This is a genomic window from Actinomycetota bacterium, assembly GCA_014360645.1.
Classification (GTDB): Bacteria; Actinomycetota; Geothermincolia; order Geothermincolales; family RBG-13-55-18; genus Solincola_B.
Genome location: JACIXD010000012.1, coordinates 1 through 20,954, shown reverse-complemented (window position 1 = coordinate 20,954; position 20,954 = coordinate 1). Strand labels below are relative to the sequence as shown.

Annotated in this window: 17 protein-coding genes, 1 pseudogene and 1 CRISPR repeat array; of the genes and pseudogenes, 6 read left to right on the top strand and 12 right to left on the bottom strand. The window is 55.6% G+C overall.

From position 1 onward, the window contains the following. Nucleotides 1-6: 6 nt before the first annotated feature. On the top strand, nucleotides 7-582 hold the full coding sequence (locus H5T74_11030; GenBank protein MBC7230906.1) for a hypothetical protein: 576 nt from the start codon (nucleotides 7-9) through the stop codon (nucleotides 580-582). On the opposite strand, the gene H5T74_11025 is transcribed toward H5T74_11030, so the two are convergent. From H5T74_11025 to cas10, 11 genes and pseudogenes are all read right to left on the bottom strand, one after another. Beyond that, nucleotides 579-2,726, bottom strand: a complete 2,148-nt coding sequence (locus H5T74_11025; protein ID MBC7230905.1) for a hypothetical protein — start codon at nucleotides 2,724-2,726, stop codon at nucleotides 579-581. The two genes, H5T74_11030 and H5T74_11025, sit on opposite strands and share 4 nt — an antisense overlap. Nucleotides 2,727-2,824: 98 nt before the next feature. After that, nucleotides 2,825-3,512 (bottom strand): annotated as a pseudogene (locus tag H5T74_11020) (thymidylate synthase). Nucleotides 3,513-3,687: 175 nt separating this feature from the next. After that, entirely contained in the window at nucleotides 3,688-3,900 is a 213-nt protein-coding gene (locus H5T74_11015; GenBank protein ID MBC7230904.1) for a hypothetical protein, read from the bottom strand. A gap of 237 nt (nucleotides 3,901-4,137) precedes the next feature. Next, entirely contained in the window at nucleotides 4,138-4,461 is a 324-nt protein-coding gene (locus H5T74_11010) for a transposase (GenBank protein MBC7230903.1), read from the bottom strand. Next, nucleotides 4,428-4,874 (bottom strand): transposase, encoded by a 447-nt coding sequence (locus H5T74_11005; GenBank protein MBC7230902.1) that lies wholly within the window; start codon nucleotides 4,872-4,874, stop codon nucleotides 4,428-4,430. The genes H5T74_11010 and H5T74_11005 overlap by 34 nt, the downstream gene beginning before the upstream one ends. Before the next feature lie 489 nt (nucleotides 4,875-5,363). Beyond that, on the bottom strand, nucleotides 5,364-6,500 hold the full coding sequence (locus H5T74_11000; GenBank protein MBC7230901.1) for a putative CRISPR-associated protein: 1,137 nt from the start codon (nucleotides 6,498-6,500) through the stop codon (nucleotides 5,364-5,366). A gap of 15 nt (nucleotides 6,501-6,515) precedes the next feature. Further along, entirely contained in the window at nucleotides 6,516-7,697 is a 1,182-nt protein-coding gene (gene csm5, locus H5T74_10995) for a type III-A CRISPR-associated RAMP protein Csm5 (GenBank protein ID MBC7230900.1), read from the bottom strand. Next, a complete protein-coding gene (gene csm4 / locus H5T74_10990; GenBank protein MBC7230899.1) occupies nucleotides 7,697-8,674 on the bottom strand; it encodes a type III-A CRISPR-associated RAMP protein Csm4 in 978 nt (325 codons plus the stop codon). The genes csm5 and csm4 overlap by 1 nt, the downstream gene beginning before the upstream one ends. Before the next feature lies 1 nt (nucleotide 8,675). After that, nucleotides 8,676-9,455, bottom strand: coding sequence for a type III-A CRISPR-associated RAMP protein Csm3 (gene csm3 / locus H5T74_10985; protein ID MBC7230898.1), 780 nt, complete (start codon nucleotides 9,453-9,455; stop codon nucleotides 8,676-8,678). Nucleotides 9,456-9,473: 18 nt separating this feature from the next. Beyond that, nucleotides 9,474-9,905, bottom strand: coding sequence for a type III-A CRISPR-associated protein Csm2 (gene csm2 / locus H5T74_10980; protein MBC7230897.1), 432 nt, complete (start codon nucleotides 9,903-9,905; stop codon nucleotides 9,474-9,476). Beyond that, nucleotides 9,898-12,366 (bottom strand): type III-A CRISPR-associated protein Cas10/Csm1, encoded by a 2,469-nt coding sequence (gene cas10, locus H5T74_10975; protein ID MBC7230896.1) that lies wholly within the window; start codon nucleotides 12,364-12,366, stop codon nucleotides 9,898-9,900. Before cas10 ends, csm2 begins: the two co-directional genes overlap by 8 nt. Nucleotides 12,367-13,426: 1,060 nt before the next feature. Between cas10 and H5T74_10970 the strand changes: the two genes are divergently transcribed. The 5 genes from H5T74_10970 to cas2 all read left to right on the top strand — a co-directional run bounded on the left by H5T74_10970 (nucleotide 13,427) and on the right by cas2 (nucleotide 18,017). Continuing rightward, on the top strand, nucleotides 13,427-14,080 hold the full coding sequence (locus H5T74_10970) for a sigma-70 family RNA polymerase sigma factor (GenBank protein MBC7230895.1): 654 nt from the start codon (nucleotides 13,427-13,429) through the stop codon (nucleotides 14,078-14,080). 62 nt (nucleotides 14,081-14,142) lie between these two features. Further along, the gene (locus H5T74_10965) at nucleotides 14,143-15,606 is read left to right on the top strand and encodes a TIGR02710 family CRISPR-associated protein (protein ID MBC7230894.1); all 1,464 of its coding nucleotides are present in this window, start codon (nucleotides 14,143-14,145) and stop codon (nucleotides 15,604-15,606) included. 197 nt (nucleotides 15,607-15,803) lie between these two features. After that, nucleotides 15,804-16,547, top strand: a complete 744-nt coding sequence (gene cas6 / locus H5T74_10960) for a CRISPR-associated endoribonuclease Cas6 (GenBank protein ID MBC7230893.1) — start codon at nucleotides 15,804-15,806, stop codon at nucleotides 16,545-16,547. A gap of 180 nt (nucleotides 16,548-16,727) precedes the next feature. After that, nucleotides 16,728-17,720 (top strand): CRISPR-associated endonuclease Cas1, encoded by a 993-nt coding sequence (gene cas1, locus H5T74_10955; GenBank protein ID MBC7230892.1) that lies wholly within the window; start codon nucleotides 16,728-16,730, stop codon nucleotides 17,718-17,720. A 9-nt stretch (nucleotides 17,721-17,729) separates the two neighbouring features. Next, nucleotides 17,730-18,017: a CRISPR-associated endonuclease Cas2 gene (gene cas2 / locus H5T74_10950; protein MBC7230891.1), complete on the top strand. Its 288-nt coding sequence runs from the start codon at nucleotides 17,730-17,732 to the stop codon at nucleotides 18,015-18,017. 462 nt (nucleotides 18,018-18,479) lie between these two features. Next, a CRISPR array of direct repeats spans nucleotides 18,480-20,703; the repeat unit is 37 nt; unit sequence GTAGAAAAAGAAAAATCTCCGTTCAGGAGATTGAAAC. Between the two features lie 83 nt (nucleotides 20,704-20,786). Here the strand turns inward: cas2 and H5T74_10945 are convergent. Further along, nucleotides 20,787-20,948 (bottom strand): hypothetical protein, encoded by a 162-nt coding sequence (locus H5T74_10945; protein MBC7230890.1) that lies wholly within the window; start codon nucleotides 20,946-20,948, stop codon nucleotides 20,787-20,789. Nucleotides 20,949-20,954 lie beyond the last annotated feature (6 nt).

The following is a 20,954-nucleotide window of genomic DNA, read 5'->3' as shown; positions in this document are numbered from 1 at the left end:
GACGAATTGGGGAAGAAGTTCGTGGCAGACATCGACGGTCATAGGTACGAAGTCTATCCGGAGCTCAGCAAGGTGCCCAACCGGTGCCGGCTTACCTTATGGGAGATGTACGAGACCGCCCTGGATATGAAAGAGGCCGTCCAAGAGCAGCGCGTGTACACCTTACAGCAGTTTTTCGAGGCCATGATTGACCCGGAGCACGTTAAAATCCTTCCCCTAATGGACGGCCGTCCCATAGGGTTGATGTTGGGAACGCATAGCCTGGAGAAGATGCGCGTGAACTACGTGAACCCCGATTTTCTTTGCGGTCGGTTTCCGGAGGCCGCGGCCGCGGGAAGGCTTTTCTATCTCACCGTGGCGTATTTTTCCCCGGAGATTCGTGGCATGGGGTTCTTTAAGTGGTTCGTCCCTCTGGTTCTGCTGACCCTTGCCGACCTCTGCGACGTGTACGTATCAGACGTATCCGACGCCAGGGAGGCGCTCAAGGATTACGTCTTCAGCTGCGCCGCGGAGATGGGAGCCCCCTTCCGTCCGGAGGTGGTCGGCACGCAGGACTATTACGCGCTTATACGGGAGTTTTAGCGGTTAGAGTTTTTAACGGCTGGAGCGCAGGGTACCCATACGGTGACGGTTGTGCCCTCCCCGACCTGCGATTCCACGCGTATGTCTATGTTGAGTTGGTCCGCATACAGCTTCGCTATGTACAATCCGAGCCCCGCGCCTTTAGAGTGATGGTCAAGCTCCCGCGCCCGCGTAAAAGGGTCAAAGATGGTCGGGAGCTTCTCCGAGGGGATGCCTTCCCCGAAATCCTGCACGGTGAAGACCAAGCCCCCGACCTTTTCTGCGGCGTGCACGTTCACAGGAGAGCCGTTTTGGCTGAAGTTGAGCGCGTTGTCGATGACCGCCTTCAGGATGATGAACAGGTATTCTGCGTCGGTGAGCACGGGACTGCCATCGGGAGGAAAATCGAATTTAAGCCGTTGTTTCTGCTTTTTCGGGTAAGCCTCGTAGAGGCGGTTCAGCAGCGCCGGCAGCTCCATTCTCCGTTTAGTGGGATGCAGTGCTCCTTCTTGGTGGGCAGAGATTCGGAACGCTTGGTCGACAAGCTCTTGGAGTCGCTGCACTGCCCCTTGCAGCCATGAAAGGCATGCTTGCCAGTCTTCTTCTGTGAGGGCAGCATCCCCCATCAGCAACTGAGTCATTCCGTTGGCCACGGTGATGGGCGTGCAGAATTCGTGCGCCATGAGCATGATTATTTCTTGCTTGTACATATTGGCCGCTTTTAGCTCCGCTACCTTGGCACGCAGGGCAAGGGACATCGCGTAGTCGCCAAGGTACAGGGCAAGCCGTTGGGACAGCCGTTCCAGGAAACGCATGTCGGTGGTGCTCAGCGCTTCCCCGGAGATTTTTTCCCCCACGAGCAACCACCCCACCGCGAGGTTGGGCGTATCACAAGGGATAATCGCAGCAACGCCCATTGCGCGCAGCTGTTTGCCTAGTTCTTTCGATTCTGTTGAGGACGCCTCTCTGCACAGCTTTTCCGTGAGGTGAGCTATGCGCTCTGCTTCGCCCAGCCATTCCAACGCAGCATCCGAGTATTCATTGCGATACCTCATCTCGAGCGCGTCATCTCGAAAGACTCCGAGCCGCAAGGATTTCTCACCCACCACTTGCGGGTAAGTGCGCACTTCTATTGACCGCAAACCCAGGGCGGCTACCACGCGCTCCAACCCGGAAAGTATGCCTTCAGCGTGGTCTTTTTTTCTGAACCATTCGTTGGACGCCTCGCTTTCCAGCTTGGCGGCGTCATACAATCCAGAGAAGAACAGCCGCGCCGAAAGCGTGCGCAGCCACTCCCAGATGCGCGGCGCCAATGTGAACAGCGGCATCAAAACGACGGTTGTGGTCAAGGCCATCATAGGGATGCTCGGCTGTAGATAGTGAAAAAGAGCGAATAGAGCCGCGATTGGGAGAGAAAAGAGGAGCGCAGCAATCAGCCCAAGCCCCGTTTTCCTAATGATTATCCGCATTTCCAATAGGTGGTAACGAACTATGATGTAAAAGAAGAACACGGGCACGAACGCCCCAGCGAAAAAAGTGACGTACACGAAATCGCCGTTGCCGGTAAGTGCGGGCAGCAAGTATGTAAACACGGCGATGATGAGGAGAATCAAGAACAGGAACCAGCGAAGCGCCTCGGCCCGGGCGCGGTCGATGCCCCTATATGCGCGCGCTTTTCTGTGCGCCTCTATTACGCATGCAACGGAGGAAAGCAGGAAGGTCATGGCGATGACGGGGAATAGCTTTCCTGGCAGCATGGTCAAGTTGGGACCGGAGACATCCACGCCCGCAACTCCCAAAGGGGAAACGGCGGTTACCGCGTTCAACGCCCCAAGGGTTACGCAGACGTTGCGAATGCGGGGGCGTACCGTGGCCTCCGGCGACAGGGTATAAACGAAAAGGAAGGAGAATAGCAACCCCGTGTTTCCGAAAAGGTACGCTAGCCGGAAAGACCACAGAGTGACATTGATGTTGGGGGGGTCGAACAATTTGTCTACGAAGCCGCAGAGCAGCCAAAGGCCGGTGAAAAGGAAGCTCAGGGCCAGCATGCGGTTGGAGGCGCGCTTTTGATGCCGTTTGTAGGCAGAGGCCCCCAAAAACCAAAGCAGGCACGCGCCCGCTACGGTCAGGGCAAACCCCAATATGTAACTCGCGTTGTTTGTCATCGTTCACGTCCCGGCGTTCCAGCCGCTCCCGTCGCCGGTTTCCACGGCGGCACACCACATTAACCATAGCATGAGGCGCTGCCAGGCCCCCGTAGCGCTCAGCAGTCTTTCCCTAGGCGCAGCTTGGCCACGCTCCAAGCGAACTCGTAGAGATGAAGGCCCTTGGAGAGGGCCAGGGTTTCGCCTGGCAGGACACCTATCTCGGATGCCTTGTATTCCTTGAGGAGCTGGATGCCGGCCAAGTTGGCCGGGAAGCCGCCCCAGAGGTCCCAGGAGCGGAAATATAACGGTGAAGTGGAGTTTTCTTTCCTCAGGGTAGATGCGGGTGTCTATCTGGCGTAGGCATGGCGGGTCCTCGAGGTAGATGGCCTGCGGGTCACATACAGCCATGCACGCCTGGTTGGTGCCAAAGCCTTCCTCACGGTATATACGGACGACTTCGGCTATCTGGTCCTCAAGATATTCGCCGTAAGTGTAGTCCTCGTTCTCCGCGCGCGAGTGTTTGGAACATAGCTTTTCCGGGTAATTGCACACGTACTCCATATCGGTGGGAGGGGGGAGCCCCATTCCCGGGGGGATGTCGGGAATTAGGGGCCGTGTCTCCGGGTGGCGTATGTGAATGATGGCGAATTCGTATTCTCTGCGGCGGCTCTCGGCATAGCTCCCTCTTTCCACTCGGTATTCACGCACTCCGTCGGGGAGGGCGTCTCCTTTCCCAAAGAGGCCGTACAACGCCAAAAACCAGGCGTCGGGCAGGTCGCGCGCCTCGATGAAAGTCGGCTTCATTTCAAGCCTCGGCCCCCTTCGGCGGGAAGGAGGGCTTTTTTCGGCAGTGGTTGTAGCCGTTCCCAATCTGATAACTTCATGACTAGACTTTAAAAACTGCCTACTGCGCAAACCCTCTCTGTCTTGCTTCCGACATTGCCGACAGAAGGTATACGACGAAACACACGCTCTCCCATCAGACCAGCTTAGAGTGGGGACTGATGGGGTAAGAGGGGTCCTCATAAAAGGCTATGCATTCCTTCGGCATAGCCTCAAGGAATTCCCGGACGGACGTTGTAGGGACATCCATGCCAAAGTGTTCCTTGGCCAATTTCGCCCAACGGTGCATGGTTTTCTCCAGCGTCGGCTCTGGGTCTGTGAAGCGTTCGAGGTTGATGATGAAGTCCATGATGTCCTCAAGAGCGTCCGACTGGTACGTCCACTCCCCATCGACTACAACCCCATAACGGTTAGTTAGGGGCGCGCTCTTTTCTTTGTACTCTCGATGCATGAAAACCGTGGGCTTTCACCCCATTTTTTCCATTGTAAGCTCCTTTCCTCGATTTCTTGATATTAATGTAGCATAAGGTAGTGTCATCTTCGTTGTGGCCTGTATGAGATCGTGCATATGTCTATTGCGCTTAATTTAAGGGTTAAAAGATCCACGAAGGGAGCCGGAAGAGAGCTTTCTTGGGGGTGCCGGCGGTGTTGGGCATTTCTTGGTGTGAGAACAAAAAGTTGGCGGCGGCTCTGTACAGCTCCGGGGAAAAGATGCTTTTGTTGCGGGGCCTGAAGCGCATGGTGGGTATCTGTTGTCGATACCCTCGAGCACGCCGGCATGAATAGGATAGCGGCAGTGGGCCAGGATGCCGGCTAGCCTTCTTTTGAGCATCCCGGCGAACTTCTTCAGGGGCTCGATCTCGGTGTAGGCGGCCCTCAGGTGCCAGCCCGGAGGAAACGCTCCGCCCAATGGGGGCTGCGGCATCGCCGGAGGCGCTTTAAGCCGTCCTTCAGCGGATAGAAGGCGAACAGCCTCTTGCCCATGGAAAGCGGTTCGGAGCTTCTCGTGCTGCCGGCCAAGAAGATCCTCCGGGCCGGAGAGCGGGACGCAGGGGTGCCCTTGTATGCGTCCTTATGCTTGCCCTGCCCCCTCTTGGCCTCGGCCGCCCGTACCTTTTCCACCACCTCCCGCCCGTAGGAGGAGATGATGTGAAAGGGGTGGCAGACGATCTCCGCCTGCGGGCACCACTTCCTCAACGCCGCCTCGAAAGGGTCCCGCATGTCCATACAGCAGGCGAGGACGCCCGAGCAGCTCTCCTCCCTGAAGAGGGAGAAGAAATCCTCCGGAGTCCCCTGCCCGCGGTCTTTGCCCACCCAGAACACCGCCCGCTCCTCGGCGTCGATCGCTTTTCTCCTCGGCCCTTGCGATCTCCACCACCAGCCCCTTCTCCCCGCTGTCCTTTCCCTCTCCGAAGTCAAGGGCTACCACCCGTTATCCCTGAATGCCCACCGGCTGATCGATATCCTTTTTCCTGACCGTCGTCGCTCCCTTCTGCGCTTGCTTTACTTCCGCAAAAACCTTCGCAGATGGTGGGCGATGGTCCTTGTTTCTCACATACTTTATGGAGAAGAACCAAAAACACTTCCCCCGAAAGGAACAGGCCTTCTGGAAGCTCTCCGGACCCTGGTTTTGCCAGGCTTTGAGTAAGGCGAGACACAGTTAAGTTGAAGCCGCAAAGGGAGAGGCCACCTGTAAAGTGCTATAAACCTTCCTCGGCATTGCATTTATTTGGCGTTTTAGTCTACCTGCATTTAGGTAGAATAGAGTTATCGCGTGGTGGATTTGGGGGGTGTCCGTTAATTGCCTAGATATCATACACTTCCAAAATCACCACGATTGAGCCTGATGTTGAGGTCGGCAACCGCCGACTCGAGTTGAGATGGGTTGGAGGCACTAGTAAAAACGATGAATTTCACGGTCCATGTGCCATTGGACAGGACGCCCTCGATCTTATCCGAGCCACGCAGACGGAAATAGCTTGCTTTCGGCAGGTCGGGATTTAAATAATCCGTTTTGACTTCCTTGACGTAAGGGACCAAGTCGACGATCTTCTGCAAGAAGGCCTTGACTTTGGTATGCGCCCCACCCCATGAGTGGTCGGATAGCCGGACAGCTTTCTTCGCAGCAGGGTCGACGGCAATCGGGAGTAGAGAGGTCGACTGGCGCTCGAAATAACTTTTGAAGGCCTCAAGGAAGATCGCCCCTAAGGGAGAGAGCTCCACATACTGGACACCGTCGATCTTCTCGCGTTCGACCAGGGCCTCCATCTTTTCATCCCAGTCCTCCTCCAGAGCGCTGGATGGCAGGATATCCTCCTTGTCCAGGGAAAGCAGGACCCCGCATTTTTTCACCCAGTAGCGGAAGTCGAGGGAGATCGGAAGGGGCGGCAGGGAGATGATCATAGGGAAGCGCTCGTGCTTGTAATATACTGGGATGTCAAAGACCTGGCCAAGCATAACGGCGATGGCAATCTGCGCCTTATAGCCCCCGGTGGCGTTTATAGCGCACAGCTCCGGGGAACCGGACTCCCTGACTATGCGGGATATGGTCTTGGCAAGGTTTCTTAATCCCCGGGTTCGGAAACTCTTTGGGTTTTCGTCGTGCAGTCCCTCAATCTGCTCGGTCGTGACTTGCCATTCACTGCGACGGTAATAATTCTTCAATACTTCGGCAACATCATGACCGTCCTGCGTGTCGCTATGGCAGAGGTAAAGAGAGCCTCTTTCGGAGATCAACCCTTCCTCGAGCAAGCTGGCCATGCTGTTGATCTCGGCCCCGCAGATGCGGTCTTTCGGGTCTCGGCAGTAGAGCTCCTCGGCGAGCGCCTCCCAGTTCCGCTCCAGATAAGCCCTGCGCAACCCGGCAAGCTCTTCGTTGTTCTCCGGTATCGAGGACAGGTTGGGGTAGAAGAGGCTCGTCCCAAGTGTGCAGATAACGATCTTCCTCATGGCTTTATGCGCACCCTAAAGAACTATCAGCTTACAAAAACCGAGAAGCGATACAGGCTTTTCGTTCTCCACCATGACTCGGCGCGACTTGGGAAAATCCCTGACTGCCGATGAGCCCCGGCGGTAGAATAGATCGCGCAGCCTCTTCCTTGTTGGTTCGGGAAGCAGCATCGACAGGCTCGCTCCCACCAGGCCCGAACCCCATCCCAAACGAATATCGGCCTCCATGGTAGAAAGCGAATCGATTATCTTCCCTGGATCCCTGTCGCCCTTCCCGCAGGATTCGAAGAACTCGCGCTCCCACTCGATCTGGTCTGAGACGAACACCCTGCAGGCCTGGAGTATTTGCTCCAGGCCGTCAACTAAAAGCTCGTTTCTTTCCTTGAACCGCTCAGCAAGCCATGCGTCCCAAGACAGGGTGAACTCAAAGGCGGCACCCGGGGAGAGGGCCTCTGCGAAGATAGGGGACTCGAACGAGAGGCTGCCGTTGTTCTGTTTGTCCAGAACCCTGAAATCGTATATGCGGTTATGCGGTTTTGATGGAAGAGCATCCGTTACCTTCAGGCAGCGGAAGATATCGGTATGAGGGTCGTGGAGATACGAGCCGTCCCTCCTGGTATATCTTTCGAGATCGAAGTACTGCGCTATGCCTTCCTCGACTATTCTTTTGGCGAACCCCTTGCTCCCTCTGGCAGGCCTGCGCCTTTCCCTTTGTTCGATATCTGTGATCCTTCTTTCTATTTTTCTTATGAAGTCCTGCTCGAAGCGTCTTTGGTCCGAGCTCTTCAAGCCCTTCAGGTAGTTGTAGATGACCGCTGTTCTTATGGCGCCCTTTATGGAGGAGCCTGGCACGTAGGGTTTATTTCCTACGTCCCGTATGAGAGGCATCATCTGCAGTGGGCGCGCATTACCGTGGACCTGCACTACATAACGCGACAGGCTTTTTAGCCCAGCTTCGTCGCTGACCCCATTCGAAGCGAGATAATCCCCGATGTTGAAGGCTTGGCCTTTCCTTCTGATCGCTTCTGAGAAATCCTCGATGAGGCCTTTCTCTCCAAGAAACGCAGAAAGCTTATCGTCACTGATCACGTAGCAGTTGCCGCCGGAGATCACATAGTCGTAAGGTGTTATCTGACCCACATACGAACCTATTCTTACCGGTGTCAACGCTTCCAACCGCAGGTTCAACGTTTCCATCAAGCCACACTCCTGGCAGGTATCAGCCAAGCAAGCCCATAACGGTAAACGGGATGCAGCTCCTTCTTCCAGATGGATGGAGTGACGTCAACAATACAACCTTCCATTTTATCAGACAGGAAGGACCCTTCCGCGATCATGAGGAGCCTCTTTCTCCGAAACGAATCAGGCGTAAAGGGGGAACTTATCCATCCTTTTCTTTCCAGGAGAGCGATTTGCGAACCTTTGAGCTTGTCCAGCTCATCTTCTCTGGGGAAAGCAAGGCTCAGGCAAAGCCATGCGCCTGAATCCGCATATCCAGGGCTGGGAAGCAGCTCTGAGTCGAGGAACTCCGGCTCGAATGCGCCGCTCCCGGTGCTCCGCTCCCCTCCGATCCCTAGTTCTCCGAGGAATCTCATGGCACTCCTGAAATCCTTCTCCACTGCTGGATCACATTCGTATAGGAAATAGAAGCCTCCGCCCTGCCGGCAGTGCAGGCGCGATACGTAGTAGGGAAGTCCCTTGAGCGTAGGCCTGTCCAGGGCTACGTGCACATCGGCTCTGATCTCGAAAGCTTCGTCCACTGACTGCTGTGCCCGTACCATATCTTCGAGGTCTTCCTCTGCCAATCCATTATCGAGCCATTTTCCGTACATCGTCGCTGTGATGTAGCGCAGCTTCTTTGCCTCTTTTCCTGTCTGGGGGCCGAAGGCCGAGCCCAGGTTGGGCGGAGCCGGCAAGTAATATGCCCTGTGGGGTCCACATTCACCGTTGGTCTCCGTGTAGGGAAAGGCGGATGAGATGCGTATCGGGTGCCCTCCATTGGCGTATGCCGCAAGCAGTCCATCCACTCCGTCTTTTCCAAAAAGGTATCCCCATGCATGGCACAGGGCACTGAATAAGGTGTCGGTGTGGATGACACCGCTTATCCTCTCAAGAGCGCCGGTCGCCTCTCCGAGATGCAGAGGCGTCCTGGGCTTGATAAGGACGACACCCACCTTAACCTCCGTTGGCTAGTGCTTTGAACAACTCTTCTAGCTTTGCGGCCAGCCCGTCCAGCTTATCAGCCTCAACCGCAACAGCCTCGCCCGCTTCGCCCTTGTACTGATCGATGGTGCGAACTTCCATGCGATTCGCCGCGAATGCCACTTTCCCGTAGCCGCGAGAGCCGTGCCCCCCCAAGGCGTCGTCCTCCAGAAGCTGCATCATGCGCAGGAGATTGGCCAGGTCCTCCCTGGCCTGATCGAAGTCGAGGACATCATAGACTATCTCGTACTGAAACTCAGCCCCCGCGGGCACCCTCTCTAGGTTGCGCGGGTTAGCCGCCGCGGTCACGCGATCCAGCGCGTTCTCGAACTTCCACTCCGTATACTGAAGGGGGGTTTCCATCTTTTCCAGCAAATCTCTGGATTCTTCGGTCAAGAACAGGTCCCTGACGCGCAGCGGGGACGGGATGTTGTCCCCCTCCCTTGCCCCCGTGCTTCCGAACAGCCTGCAAACCGGGCATCCCCGTTCCGGGCACTCGTGTCTTTTGCCCTGTCCGGTTGACCGGTTGAACAGCACCTTCTCGCTTCTCTCCATGAGGTAGCGCAGTTTTCCTTTGAGCGAACTCCCGGGAATATATGGTTGGCGGGTCAGGGGGTCCCTCACCACGGCCGAGTCAATCCCACCGATCTCCAGGGTCTCCTTCGATGCGCCGATATGGAGACCGGTACAGCATATCAGTTTTCCTGAGATAAAGACCTTTCCGAGCAATGGAAGCTGCGATATCTCGCTCATTTTTGAACCCCCTTAATCCTATTCTTTTCCGCCGTGGAATCGGTGGTACGCTATTATCGATTCCATAAAATTCGCAAACCTCATGAAATCGGCGTAGTCTTTAACCCTGTCGATGGCAGGATCGATCACTTCCTGAAACGGCCCGAGCGGATTATTCTTGCCTTCCCTCAGCCTTCCCGTGGCATAGGCGAGTTTAGGTTTCAAGAGCAGGAGCGACTCGCGGCTGAACTGCTCTGGATTTCTTTTGACCTGGGCCTCTATCTTTTTTACGGCGTCCAAGAATCTCCTGATCTGACTTCGCTTAAGATCAACCTCTCTCGAGCTTAAACGCCTCCCCATCTCTTCTGCCAAGGTGATCATATCCTCAACTTCCAACTCGGACATCTTTCTCAGCGATTTGATCTTCCCAGCGACATTCGCAGTATGGCTCTCGGCTCTTTCTCTATTCATCTGTTCTACCTCCTCTTGACAGTAAGTCTGCCCATGATGCAAGCGAATAAAGGATGTCGTAATTGCCTATATCGAAGAGCGCTCTCTCGAGGGTCATCCACCTCTCAGGAAGCTCTCCCCCATTGTGCCCATCCTTCTTGATCGTTTCCCGCGCTCGCGCAACCGTATATGCAAGATAGGGAAAGGCCAGCTTGCCTGATTCACCGCTGCGCTGAAGGCTTTCATATCTGCGCGCGATCGCCATCACGTTGCGCAAGAACGCGCGAGAAAGAGCCAGTTCGGCGTGTTTATTCCCGTTCTCGGTCTTTTTCACTACCCCCTTGCCCTCTCCGAGGTTCAGAAATGGCAGGAGCAGTTGCTCAACCGCTCGGCTGTACTTCTGCCACTTGCCTGTCCGCCCGAAGATCTCGATGCGGTCTTTTGAGCGATCAACGCTTTTCGCGTTGTTCTCCGCGATCTCCGCGATACGCGCCAGGTCGTAAAGGGGATGGTCGTGCCTGCTTATTACGATGCCACCGCTTATATGGATGCCCTGGTTTTCACAGGTATAAAGCGCGAACGTCTCCCTGATGTCGAAGGCCGCCTCGATTATATGGTTCCACGCACCCACGATGAAGAGATCGTCGCCTCCCGCATACACTATTTCGAGCGGGCGTGGGAAACGCGTGTCTTCCAGGACGGTGAAGTTTTCATAACCCTCCGCGCCGCCTCTGAGGACGCTGGGCAGGACCTCCCTAAAATAGTTGTTCATCAGCCGAGACAGCACGGATATGCGGGTGAAGCTCATCTCTTGCTCGGGAATACCGCCGCCGAATATCCTTCCCAGGTCGTCGACATCCATCCGCAGTATGCCGAGCCAGTGGGCTCCGCAGGATTTCTCCGCAAGGTCCTCGAAATCTTCCCCCTCACGGTAGTGGGGATAGCTCAACCCATAATCATTTGGTGAGTGGTATGAGTCGGCATCCCACCTTTTGTCGAGAACTATGCCCCACCCTCCCTCGGGCTCACTCGCTTCTTCATCTTTGGGCCAGAGAAGATGGCCGAACGGCAGCCGCAAGGAGTGATAGCCGGACACCTCGTCCTCGGACATCCACAGCCTCTCAAGCCCCCTCAAGCTACCGCCAAGAACGTATAGGTCCCTGCACAATGGGCAGGAAAGCACCGGCTCTTCGCCCTCCGCATGCTCTCGCAAAGGCTCTAGTTCGTCGCTCTCGCAATGGCATATCCTGCACTCGTCTTCCCCGGGCTCGAAGGGCCCGAGCATCTCGAATCTGCGCTCGATCAGCTCATCAATGATCCTATCCTTCTTTCGCGTCTCAAGCTTGACGCGCAGGTCCTCGAGCACTTTCTTGTAGGATCTCTGGCTTTCGCCACCCTGCTCGGAGCTCCTCATCATCTCCAATCCGGCGAACTCCTCCCAGGCTACGTTCAGTCCGATACTTCCCGAAAGCTCGTCCCGGAAAAACGCGTTGGCTGCCTTCTCGGTTTCCCTTGCCGCCTCTCTCGCTTTCTCGGTGTTGGGCATGAGCAACCGCAGCCTGCCTCCACCGCTGAAGATCAAGTTCACCCTTTCGAGTCCGCATGTGTGCAGTATCCTGTTCGCGATGTTCTCGCACACCATCTCGAGATAGAACGACCGTGCCCGCAGTGACCTCAGGGCTCCTTTTGAGGAGATGTTGTAGATGAAGGGCTGGATACCGGAAAGGTCAGCGTCGAGAACAATATAACGTTTCTCCGCGGCATCATAGATGAATTCCTCGTCCCAACCGTCCACGTCCGGCTGCTTTTCGATCATGTATCCATAAAGGCAAGAAGAGATTGCCGCCGTGAGCTTCAGGTGGTCGAACAGGCTGATGTCGGGGTCTCTTTCCGGGGCTCCCCCCTCGACCCTAGTATCACCGGGTACGTAACTCAGATATTTCTCGAGCAGAACAAGTAGGGTATTGACACCAAAAGCGCGCTCGATAGCCCTGATATCCGTTTCGAGGCCTGACAACAGGGCCGCATAGGCTTCGCGGGTTCCTTTTATCTCGTCATGCAGATGACATGGGAAAAACACCGTGTCTGCCTGTTTCAAGGGGTAGTAACGCGGCGAGGAAACAGACGCTTCTCCGGGGTCTGAGTCACCGTCATCAACCCGTATCTTCGAGAATATGGAGAGCAACGGTATCTCTCTCTCCCAGGATGTCTTGGCATCCTCCTCGTGTTTTGTCCTCTCTCCTGCAGCTAACATATCCGCGGCATTCACAACCATAAGAAGTGGCACCTTTTCTTGCCGAGCTTCCCTTGTATGATGCCAAAGAGAATATGCGCTGTACTTTTTTAGAAAATCGAACTCCTCAAGCCAATCGGCTCCGAATTGCTGGTGTGTTTTGGAACTCGGGTTAGGATCGGCTCTCTGAACGAGTTTGCCAATGTCGTGCAGTAAAGAACCGATGACCAAGTCCTTGAATTGTGACAATTCATCCTCCCCCAAACATAGCCTCGATCAGGTAGGCCTCTGCTGAAAAGCTGTATATCATACCCTGGAATTTTGTCACCGATATTATAACCAAATTTGTCAACCCTGCATGCATACCAATGCGGCCGGCCATCCCGCCTGCCTCTTCGTCCAGCCTTGGGATATCCGGCCGAGACACCAACTATCAGGCCTTCCCAACCTTACTTACGCCCATATCCGCAATACGTAACGCGCGTCTTCCCGCAACCGAGGAAAGTAGTCGGAAGTGACGACTTTCCGTGACGGGCCCGCCTCGCGGCGAACCTTTATAATCTTCCGTTACATCTGCGCTATGGAATCGTAATCTTTGTGGGCGACCTATTTCCGCGGACGCAGGTGTTGATAGCGCCGGGGCAGCGGTCCCTCCGTGAGACGTATATGCGCCCACTCGTGCAGGATCGGTATTTATTGGGCGAGCGGAAGGGAGGGAAGAGGTGCCCGAACGTGGGCCCGATGAAGGCGCGAAGCCCATGTAGCCCTTCCCTCCATCGAGGGCGTCTGCCGCATCGACCCGGGAACCCAATGCCGGCTGCGGATGAACGCTGTCCATCCATGCGAGTCACGAGGCAGGGGAAGAAGAATGATGCGCCGATCAAGGAAGGGGGTGATATAGGTTAAGTGTCCGTAAATAAATTCTTGGGGCGTATACCGTCGGGTTCTGGCCGATCTCCCGCACTGGCATTCCATCACGGGTGGCGACGACGGCAACGGGGCTCGCAGCAGAGTAGCTCGTAAACCCCACCGGGATGCCACGGTCAGGCGCCATCGGCCTGCCCCGGGAAAGCGGCATGCTCCTTTGACGCTTTGCCTGTACCATGGTATATAAGAAATGCTCTTATACGGGCGTTGACGAGCCGCTGTATCGAGTGGCGTCTCCATTGAGGCGCCTTTGCGGATACAGTGGCGTGTTTGCGTCTTGGACCTTGAAAACCGCCCTCGGCGGGCGGGAAGAGCATGCGGTTACCGCGAGAAAGCGGCGAGTGGAGGCGCCCTTGTGCCTCCTTGAGAAGGAGGTAATCGCATGCGCGAGAGGAAAAGCTCGCCGGCCGGGGTCGGCAAGGCCTGGAAGGACCGCGACCTTCCCGACGACGGATTGGAGATGCTCTTTTCCGTCTACCGGGAGGAGCGACTCTTCCTGCTGCGCATCATCAGGAACAGCCCCTACACCCTCGAGGGCATGGAGGAAGACCTCCTTCACGGGGCGGTGGAAAGGATGCTCTCCAGGGCGGAAAGCTCCGGTCCTCGCTGGGAAGACCGCGCCCACTGCCGTAACTCCCTTCTGGCCACAGCCAGGAACCTGGCCATCGACCACCACCGCAAGGAAGCGCGCAGGAAAAGGCTTTACCTTCACGAGGCGGAGCTCCACCCCCACGGCGCTGATGCGGAAGCGGGCGCGGATGGGAGCTTGGCCTATGAGCTACTGGCCGACGCCGCCGGCATGAACGAGGGCCCGGAGGAGTGCTGCCTGCGGGAGGAGGAGCACGCGTGCGCACGCAGCCTGCTCGCCTCGCTCGAAGACGACGAGATGCGGCTGATCGTCATGCGCGAAGAGCAACGCTTGGCGTGGAGCGAGATCGCCGGCCTGATGGGGCAAAGCGAGGAGAGCCTGCGCATGCGCTATTCCCGCCTCAAAGCGAGGCTGCGCCGTGCCTGCCGGAAGAAGGTTGGTTTATAATGCGGGCATGGCGGGCATCGCATGGAACGAGCGAAGGTGCTTTTGAGGAGGAGGGCGGCTGAATGGGGGGAAAGAGGATAGACGCTCTGCGCGAGAAGTGGTTGGAGCTGCACGAATCAGGACGCAAGGAAGAGGCCGATAAGCTCTACTGGGATGAGTTGTTCCCGCTCATCCGCGGGGAATTCCGGCGCAAGTGCACCGAGTTCAAGAACAGGTACGACGCCCTGATCATGACCGTGGGCACGACTCCCCAGCCCCTCATCCTCACCCTTGACGCGGTCAGGCCTTCCAGGGTGTTCTTCATCTACACTGCCGACACGGAAGCGCACCTGTCCAGGGTGATCCAGGAGGTTGATTTTCTCCGCCGGCACGAGGTGCACTACGATCGCGAGAAGGTGAATCCCGACGACCCGGTGGATATATACGAGAAGATCGGCAGGCGCTGGGAGGAGTGGTCGCGGGAGGGCGAGATGCGCTGTGCCCTGGACAATACCGGGGGAAAGAAATCGATGGTCAGTGCGGCCGCGGCGGCGGCGAATTTCCTGGGTATAGACATCCTGTACGTCGACCACGAGAAATACCTCGCGGAGCTGAGGACCCCCATGCCGGGCACGGAATACCTCACCCAGCTGCCCAACCCCTACATCACCCTGGGGGAGCTGAAGATCCGGCAGTGCCTGGACCTGTTCAACGCCGGGAGCTTCGAGGCGGCTGCGGAGAAGTTGAGAGAGGTCAGGGGAGAGATCCAGGGCAAGAGGGCGCTTTCCGTGGCGACGCGGGTGGAGACTCTCGAAAGGATCGTCCGTGGGTATTCCCTCTGGGACAGGTTCCACTTCAGGCGGGCATGCGAAGAGCTTCGAAAAGCAAGGGAATCCGCCAAAAGGTTCGAGCTTGAGGTGGACCTGGACGGGTTGGACAGCAACCTGATGGTCCTCGAGACGCTCTCGCGAGAGGCAAGGGGAGAGAGCCTGTTCAAGGTCTTAAGGAGGTCTCCCGAGTTCGGGCTGCACCTGGCGGTCGACCTCTACTGCAACGCGGCGCGGAGAGAGCTAGCGGGAGCGCCCGACGACGCGGTGGTGAGGATCTACCGCTGCCTGGAGCTGGTCTCGCAGCTGCGGTTGGCACAGATAGAATCGGAGGGCGTGGAAGGCTTCGATACCGACAATCTCAGGTGGGAACTAGTTCCTGAAGCGGTAAAGGCCAGGTACGAGCACTTTGCACGGCAGGTTTACGGAAACGACTATGTGAGGATGCCGCGTGATCTGGGCATGATGCACGGGCACATCCTGCTCGCCGCCTTTGATGATCCACTCTGGCGAAGAGAAGGCGTCGATGGTTTGAAGAGATTTCATAAGACGGTAGATAAGAGAAACGAGCTGATCCTCATCCATGGCAACAAGCGCGCCACCGACGGCAACGTGGAAGAGTTCACTCAGCAGGCGTACCTTGTACTCGGGCGCCTCGCCAACATCATGGGCGAGGACCTCGACGACCTCGTGGACCGTCACAACTTCATAAGGCTGTGAGCTGAAGTGATCATGAGCATAAATGGCTGCGTCCTGGCCGGATTTAGGCAGGTCCGACTCTTCTGCCGCGCTTTCGGCTCCGTCACCGGCGATAACCATGGCTCAGGAGGGATCTGGCATTGAGCCTGCTTTTGGAGTCGTGCCTTGACCTGATGGCACCGGACACGATGGAGATATCCGCGGGGGGCGGACAGCGCTTGAACGCCGTTTTCCTTGACCTGGTGAGAGAGGCGGACGAGGCGTTGTCCGCACGCCTGCACGACATGAAGCCGCCCAAGCCGTACACCGTCTCCACTCTCATGGGCGAGATGGAGTCGCTCGGCCAGGGCAGGCTAAGGCTGGGCGCCGGAAAGTGCTACACTCTGCGCTTCACCATGCTCGAGGAGAGCTTAGCCCGCTTGTGGGTGGAGGAGATCCTCCCTGGGATGGAGGGGCGCCCCCTCCGGCTGGGCGAGGCCGAGCTCATCGTGGCGGGAACCCGAGCCGGCGCGGTGGACGCAGATGACCTCTACCGCGAGTGCATAGTGCAGAGGAAGCCGCCACCGCGCAAGCTGACCTTGAGGTTCGTGACCCCGACCGCTTTCCGGAGCGGCGGGCGCAACATGCTCTTCCCCTTGCCCCGGCTGGTGTGGCAGAGCGCCAACCGGGCATGGTCGGCCATATCCCGCGTCGACCTCGGCACGAACCTGCACGAGCTGGCCGAAAGATACGTGCAGCCCTCGCGCTTCAGCCTTTCCACCCATATCCTGCATTTCGACCGCTTCCGCCATGTGGGCGTGGTGGGCCGCTGTGAGTATATCCTGGGCACCGAGGACGAGGACCTGCGCCGGGCCATGCATCTCCTGGCGCGCTTCTGCGAGTATTCCGGGCTGGGAATGAAGACCACCATGGGCATGGGGCAGGTCCGCTTCGGCACCACGCCCGAGTTACCGGCGGCGTGACCGTGCCCGGGATTCCGGCTATGCGCGATTGAGCGCTCCCTGCTTCTTCTTGCCCTCCCCCGCTCGCTCAGCCCCTGCCCGGGGCCCCCTGTCCCTGCGGCGGTGCCCGCGCATCCACCCCGGCCCATGTTACACGGCGTTCCCACGTTCGTATTATTGATTGCCCGAGGAGGACTGAAGATGGCGATACTTTATGTACTTGAACAAGGAGCAAAACTGAGGCGCAAGGGTGCCCGGATCATCGTCGAGAAAGACGACAAGGTGATCTCGGACATCCCCGGCTTCAAGCTGGACCAGATTATCATCTACGGGAACGTGTCCTTCACCGTTCCCATCCTTGACTACCTGCTCAAGGCGAACGTCGGGGTGTCCTTCCTCAGCATGCGCGGGAGGCTGAAAGGCCACCTCTGGCCGGGCTTCACCAATCACGGTACCCTGCGGCGCCTGCAGTTCCTGGCCACGGAAGACGCGTGCAGGTGCCTCGACCTTGCCAAGAGCTTCGTGCACGGCAAGGTGCACAACCAAAGGATAATTCTCCAGCGCCAGCGCCGACGCAGGGGGCTTACTGGCATGGAGGAACCCATAAACGCGCTCAAGCATTGCCTCGCGGAACTGCACGGCGCGGATACGCTGAATGAGGTGCGAGGCCTGGAGGGTCGCGCTTCAGCGGTATATTTCTCCGCCCTGCGGGAACTGCTGCCCGAGGAGTTCGCCTTCCCTTGCAGGACTCGCAGGCCGCCCCGTGACGCCTTCAACGCCCTCCTGAGCTTCGGCTATTCCCTACTGCTGAGCAACATATGGTCTGCCCTGGAATCGGCAGGCCTGGACCCTTACCAGGGCTTCCTCCACGGCGACCGCTACGGCAGGCCTTCTCTCGCCCTGGACCTTATGGAGGAATGGCGGCCCGAGCTGGTGGACTCGCTCGCCCTGACCTGTGTAAACAAAGGGATACTGAATAGTGGCGACTTCCGTGAGAAGGACGGTTCGGTCTTCCTGAGCGAGAAGGCCCTAAAGGAGTTCGTGGCCCAATACAACCAGAGGCTCTACGGGGAGTTCAAGCACCCGGACCGCGACAACCCGGTGAATCACCTGGTGGCCTTCCAACTGCAGGCTCGCAGGCTGGTGGCGGACCTGCAGGGCCGCAAACCCTACCGCCCCTACCTATCCCGTTAGGAGCGACCCATGCAGGTCAGGCATTTCGTGGTCGTCGTCTACGATATCCCCAATGACCGCGTGCGGACGAAGGTCTGTAACGAGCTCAAGAACTACGGCGACCACGTGCAGCTGAGCGTGTTCGAATGCGTGCTCAGCGAGGGGAAATACCATGAGATGAAGGAAGCGCTGGAGGAGATAATCTCGGACAACGAGGCCCTGGTGCGCTTTTATAAGATCTGCCAGTCATGCGTGGAGAGAAGCGAGATCATGGGCGAAGGGGTTTTCTCGCATGACGTGGACATCTACGTGGCATGACCGGAAGCCGTGATATACTGTTTAAAAGGAGCCTAGAGCACTCCTTTCATGCGGCCGTTTGTAAGCGTTGCATGCGAGTACCTTGAAAGCCGAATAGCGTTCGAGGGCGTGTATTCCGCCGTTTGCCTGGCTGACGCCTTTATATTTGCGAGGTATTGAGCCCTACCCATCACATGTTGTTGCTCAACCTCTGAGGCACACCATGCATCTTGAAGCGTAGGATTTGAAGTGGAGGGCTTGCGACGACCTCCGAGGAGACCGGAAACCTCGGGGGTCGTCGCAAGGCTGTTATTCCAGGCCGCGATGATGCAAAAATCCAGCTCAAGGTATGTTTCTGACATCAGTTAAAGTCATCTGAAGGTCATTACAGCGGGGAAATGGAGATACGATCATGGGCATTGATCTTGGATCGTCGCGATTTCGCACAAAGTACCTTTTAAAATGAGGTAAAATTCGTGAAGCGTAGAAAAAGAAAAATCTCCGTTCAGGAGATTGAAACCATCACAACCTCTCTTTAATTATTCCACCATTACCCAGGTAGAAAAAGAAAAATCTCCGTTCAGGAGATTGAAACCATGCTAATCATGCACGCTTCTTCAGGAGAGCCTCCAAGTAGAAAAAGAAAAATCTCCGTTCAGGAGATTGAAACCTTCCTAGTTTTGCTATTTACTCTGTCCAGAAATCTTGTAGAAAAAGAAAAATCTCCGTTCAGGAGATTGAAACCAATCGAGGAGCTCGTTGAGAACCTCCGGCTCAATACCAGGTAGAAAAAGAAAAATCTCCGTTCAGGAGATTGAAACCAGATTGTGAGGCGTGGCACAATGAAGGTCATATCCGGGTAGAAAAAGAAAAATCTCCGTTCAGGAGATTGAAACCTGACAAGCTCATGCATACTTACGTGCATATCTGCGAGTAGAAAAAGAAAAATCTCCGTTCAGGAGATTGAAACCACCTCCAACCTAGCACGGGCCAACATTGGGACACCATGTAGAAAAAGAAAAATCTCCGTTCAGGAGATTGAAACCGGAAATAGATATCGCCCTGCCGATAAATCCTCTTGCCGGGTAGAAAAAGAAAAATCTCCGTTCAGGAGATTGAAACCACGTATTCGTGTTTTATTTGGAGCACCCTTTCAGTCAGTAGAAAAAGAAAAATCTCCGTTCAGGAGATTGAAACTCCCCGTCCTCCTTCCTTCCTCCCATAACCACCTTCTAGGGTAGAAAAAGAAAAATCTCCGTTCAGGAGATTGAAACTTTATCGTGACAAAATCGACATAAATCATTTTTTTCTCGTAGAAAAAGAAAAATCTCCGTTCAGGAGATTGAAACGACACTTACTATGCACCTCCCCATACTCGCATCCCTCAGGTAGAAAAAGAAAAATCTCCGTTCAGGAGATTGAAACGCGGTACAGTTTTTCCGCCTGGAGTTTGTCATTGATATCAATGTAGAAAAAGAAAAATCTCCGTTCAGGAGATTGAAACCGGGGGTCGAAGGTGGCCACCGCTCCGGCAGGGGAACCGTGTAGAAAAAGAAAAATCTCCGTTCAGGAGATTGAAACATATCCCGATCAATTCATCCCCGCGCAAGAATTCCTCCGTAGAAAAAGAAAAATCTCCGTTCAGGAGATTGAAACGGCGGCAGTCTCCGAGAGTAGGTGGACGCGGATGATGGCGGTAGAAAAAGAAAAATCTCCGTTCAGGAGATTGAAACCTCGCTGGACCGCGGGGAGCGGTCCTGGTTACCCTGGTAGAAAAAGAAAAATCTCCGTTCAGGAGATTGAAACCGATGGTGTAGGCGGGACAGATAGCGGGCTTCCTTACGTGTAGAAAAAGAAAAATCTCCGTTCAGGAGATTGAAACTCTCTCCCCAACCAATCGATCCATCCTCGTAATATCGAGGTAGAAAAAGAAAAATCTCCGTTCAGGAGATTGAAACATCCTCTTCCTCTTCCCGCGCCACCGCGATGTTCTGGAGTAGAAAAAGAAAAATCTCCGTTCAGGAGATTGAAACGGGCGGAAATAGATGTCGCCCTGACGGCATACCCGTTGTAGAAAAAGAAAAATCTCCGTTCAGGAGATTGAAACGATGCTCATATCCTCAAGGATGCGTTCTATCTCTTCCTCGTAGAAAAAGAAAAATCTCCGTTCAGGAGATTGAAACTTTCCAGGCCATGACCCGGCCTGGAGGTTTTTTGTTGGTAGAAAAAGAAAAATCTCCGTTCAGGAGATTGAAACAAAAACTATTGACTGCCGCCGAATTAGCGCAGTTATTGGTAGAAAAAGAAAAATCTCCGTTCAGGAGATTGAAACAGCCCGGAGCGATGCGCTCCGAGGCCAGGATATAGATAGTAGAAAAAGAAAAATCTCCGTTCAGGAGATTGAAACCTCATCTCTTAACAATGCCGCGGCGTTTCTAATACTAGTAGAAAAAGAAAAATCTCCGTTCAGGAGATTGAAACGGGCGCTTGCGTGGTAAACATGAAGACCTTTCTAGAATAGTAGAAAAAGAAAAATCTCCGTTCAGGAGATTGAAACCGGTACGTATATCTGGGTGGTAGACCGCCTCAACTACCGCGTAGAAAAAGAAAAATCTCCGTTCAGGAGATTGAAACTAGATTATGATGTGGCGCCCATCCTGCAATTGCAATGTAGAAAAAGAAAAATCTCCGTTCAGGAGATTGAAACATTTCGTCGATTAATTGAAACTGCAACAGGAATTTAAGAGATAAACCGTTTCCTCTCGGTAAAACGCCTGCATAGGATAGTGATCAGCGGCTCAGAGGCTGTAAGACCCCACGCTTGTCCACCTGGTATCCCAGGGCCTTTAGGACTTCGGCCTGGGTCTTCGTGGGCATCTCCAGCTTGCGGACTGGCGCCCTTCCCCTGTCGGCGATGGAGAGCACGGAATGGAGATGAAGCATGTCATCCATGACATC

Excerpts from the sequence above, each read along its gene's own strand:
- H5T74_11025 (MBC7230905.1), bottom strand. The coding sequence starts at position 2,726 with ATGACAAACAACGCGAGTTACATATTGGGGTTTGCCCTGACCGTAGCG.
- H5T74_11015 (MBC7230904.1), bottom strand. The coding sequence starts at position 3,900 with ATGGACTTCATCATCAACCTCGAACGCTTCACAGACCCAGAGCCGACG.
- H5T74_11000 (MBC7230901.1), bottom strand. The coding sequence starts at position 6,500 with ATGAGGAAGATCGTTATCTGCACACTTGGGACGAGCCTCTTCTACCCC.
- csm5 (MBC7230900.1), bottom strand. The coding sequence starts at position 7,697 with ATGGAAACGTTGAACCTGCGGTTGGAAGCGTTGACACCGGTAAGAATA.
- csm3 (MBC7230898.1), bottom strand. The coding sequence starts at position 9,455 with ATGAGCGAGATATCGCAGCTTCCATTGCTCGGAAAGGTCTTTATCTCA.
- csm2 (MBC7230897.1), bottom strand. The coding sequence starts at position 9,905 with ATGAATAGAGAAAGAGCCGAGAGCCATACTGCGAATGTCGCTGGGAAG.
- H5T74_10970 (MBC7230895.1), top strand. The coding sequence starts at position 13,427 with ATGCGCGAGAGGAAAAGCTCGCCGGCCGGGGTCGGCAAGGCCTGGAAG.
- H5T74_10965 (MBC7230894.1), top strand. The coding sequence starts at position 14,143 with ATGGGGGGAAAGAGGATAGACGCTCTGCGCGAGAAGTGGTTGGAGCTG.
- cas1 (MBC7230892.1), top strand. The coding sequence starts at position 16,728 with ATGGCGATACTTTATGTACTTGAACAAGGAGCAAAACTGAGGCGCAAG.
- cas2 (MBC7230891.1), top strand. The coding sequence starts at position 17,730 with ATGCAGGTCAGGCATTTCGTGGTCGTCGTCTACGATATCCCCAATGAC.
- H5T74_10945 (MBC7230890.1), bottom strand. The coding sequence starts at position 20,948 with ATGGATGACATGCTTCATCTCCATTCCGTGCTCTCCATCGCCGACAGG.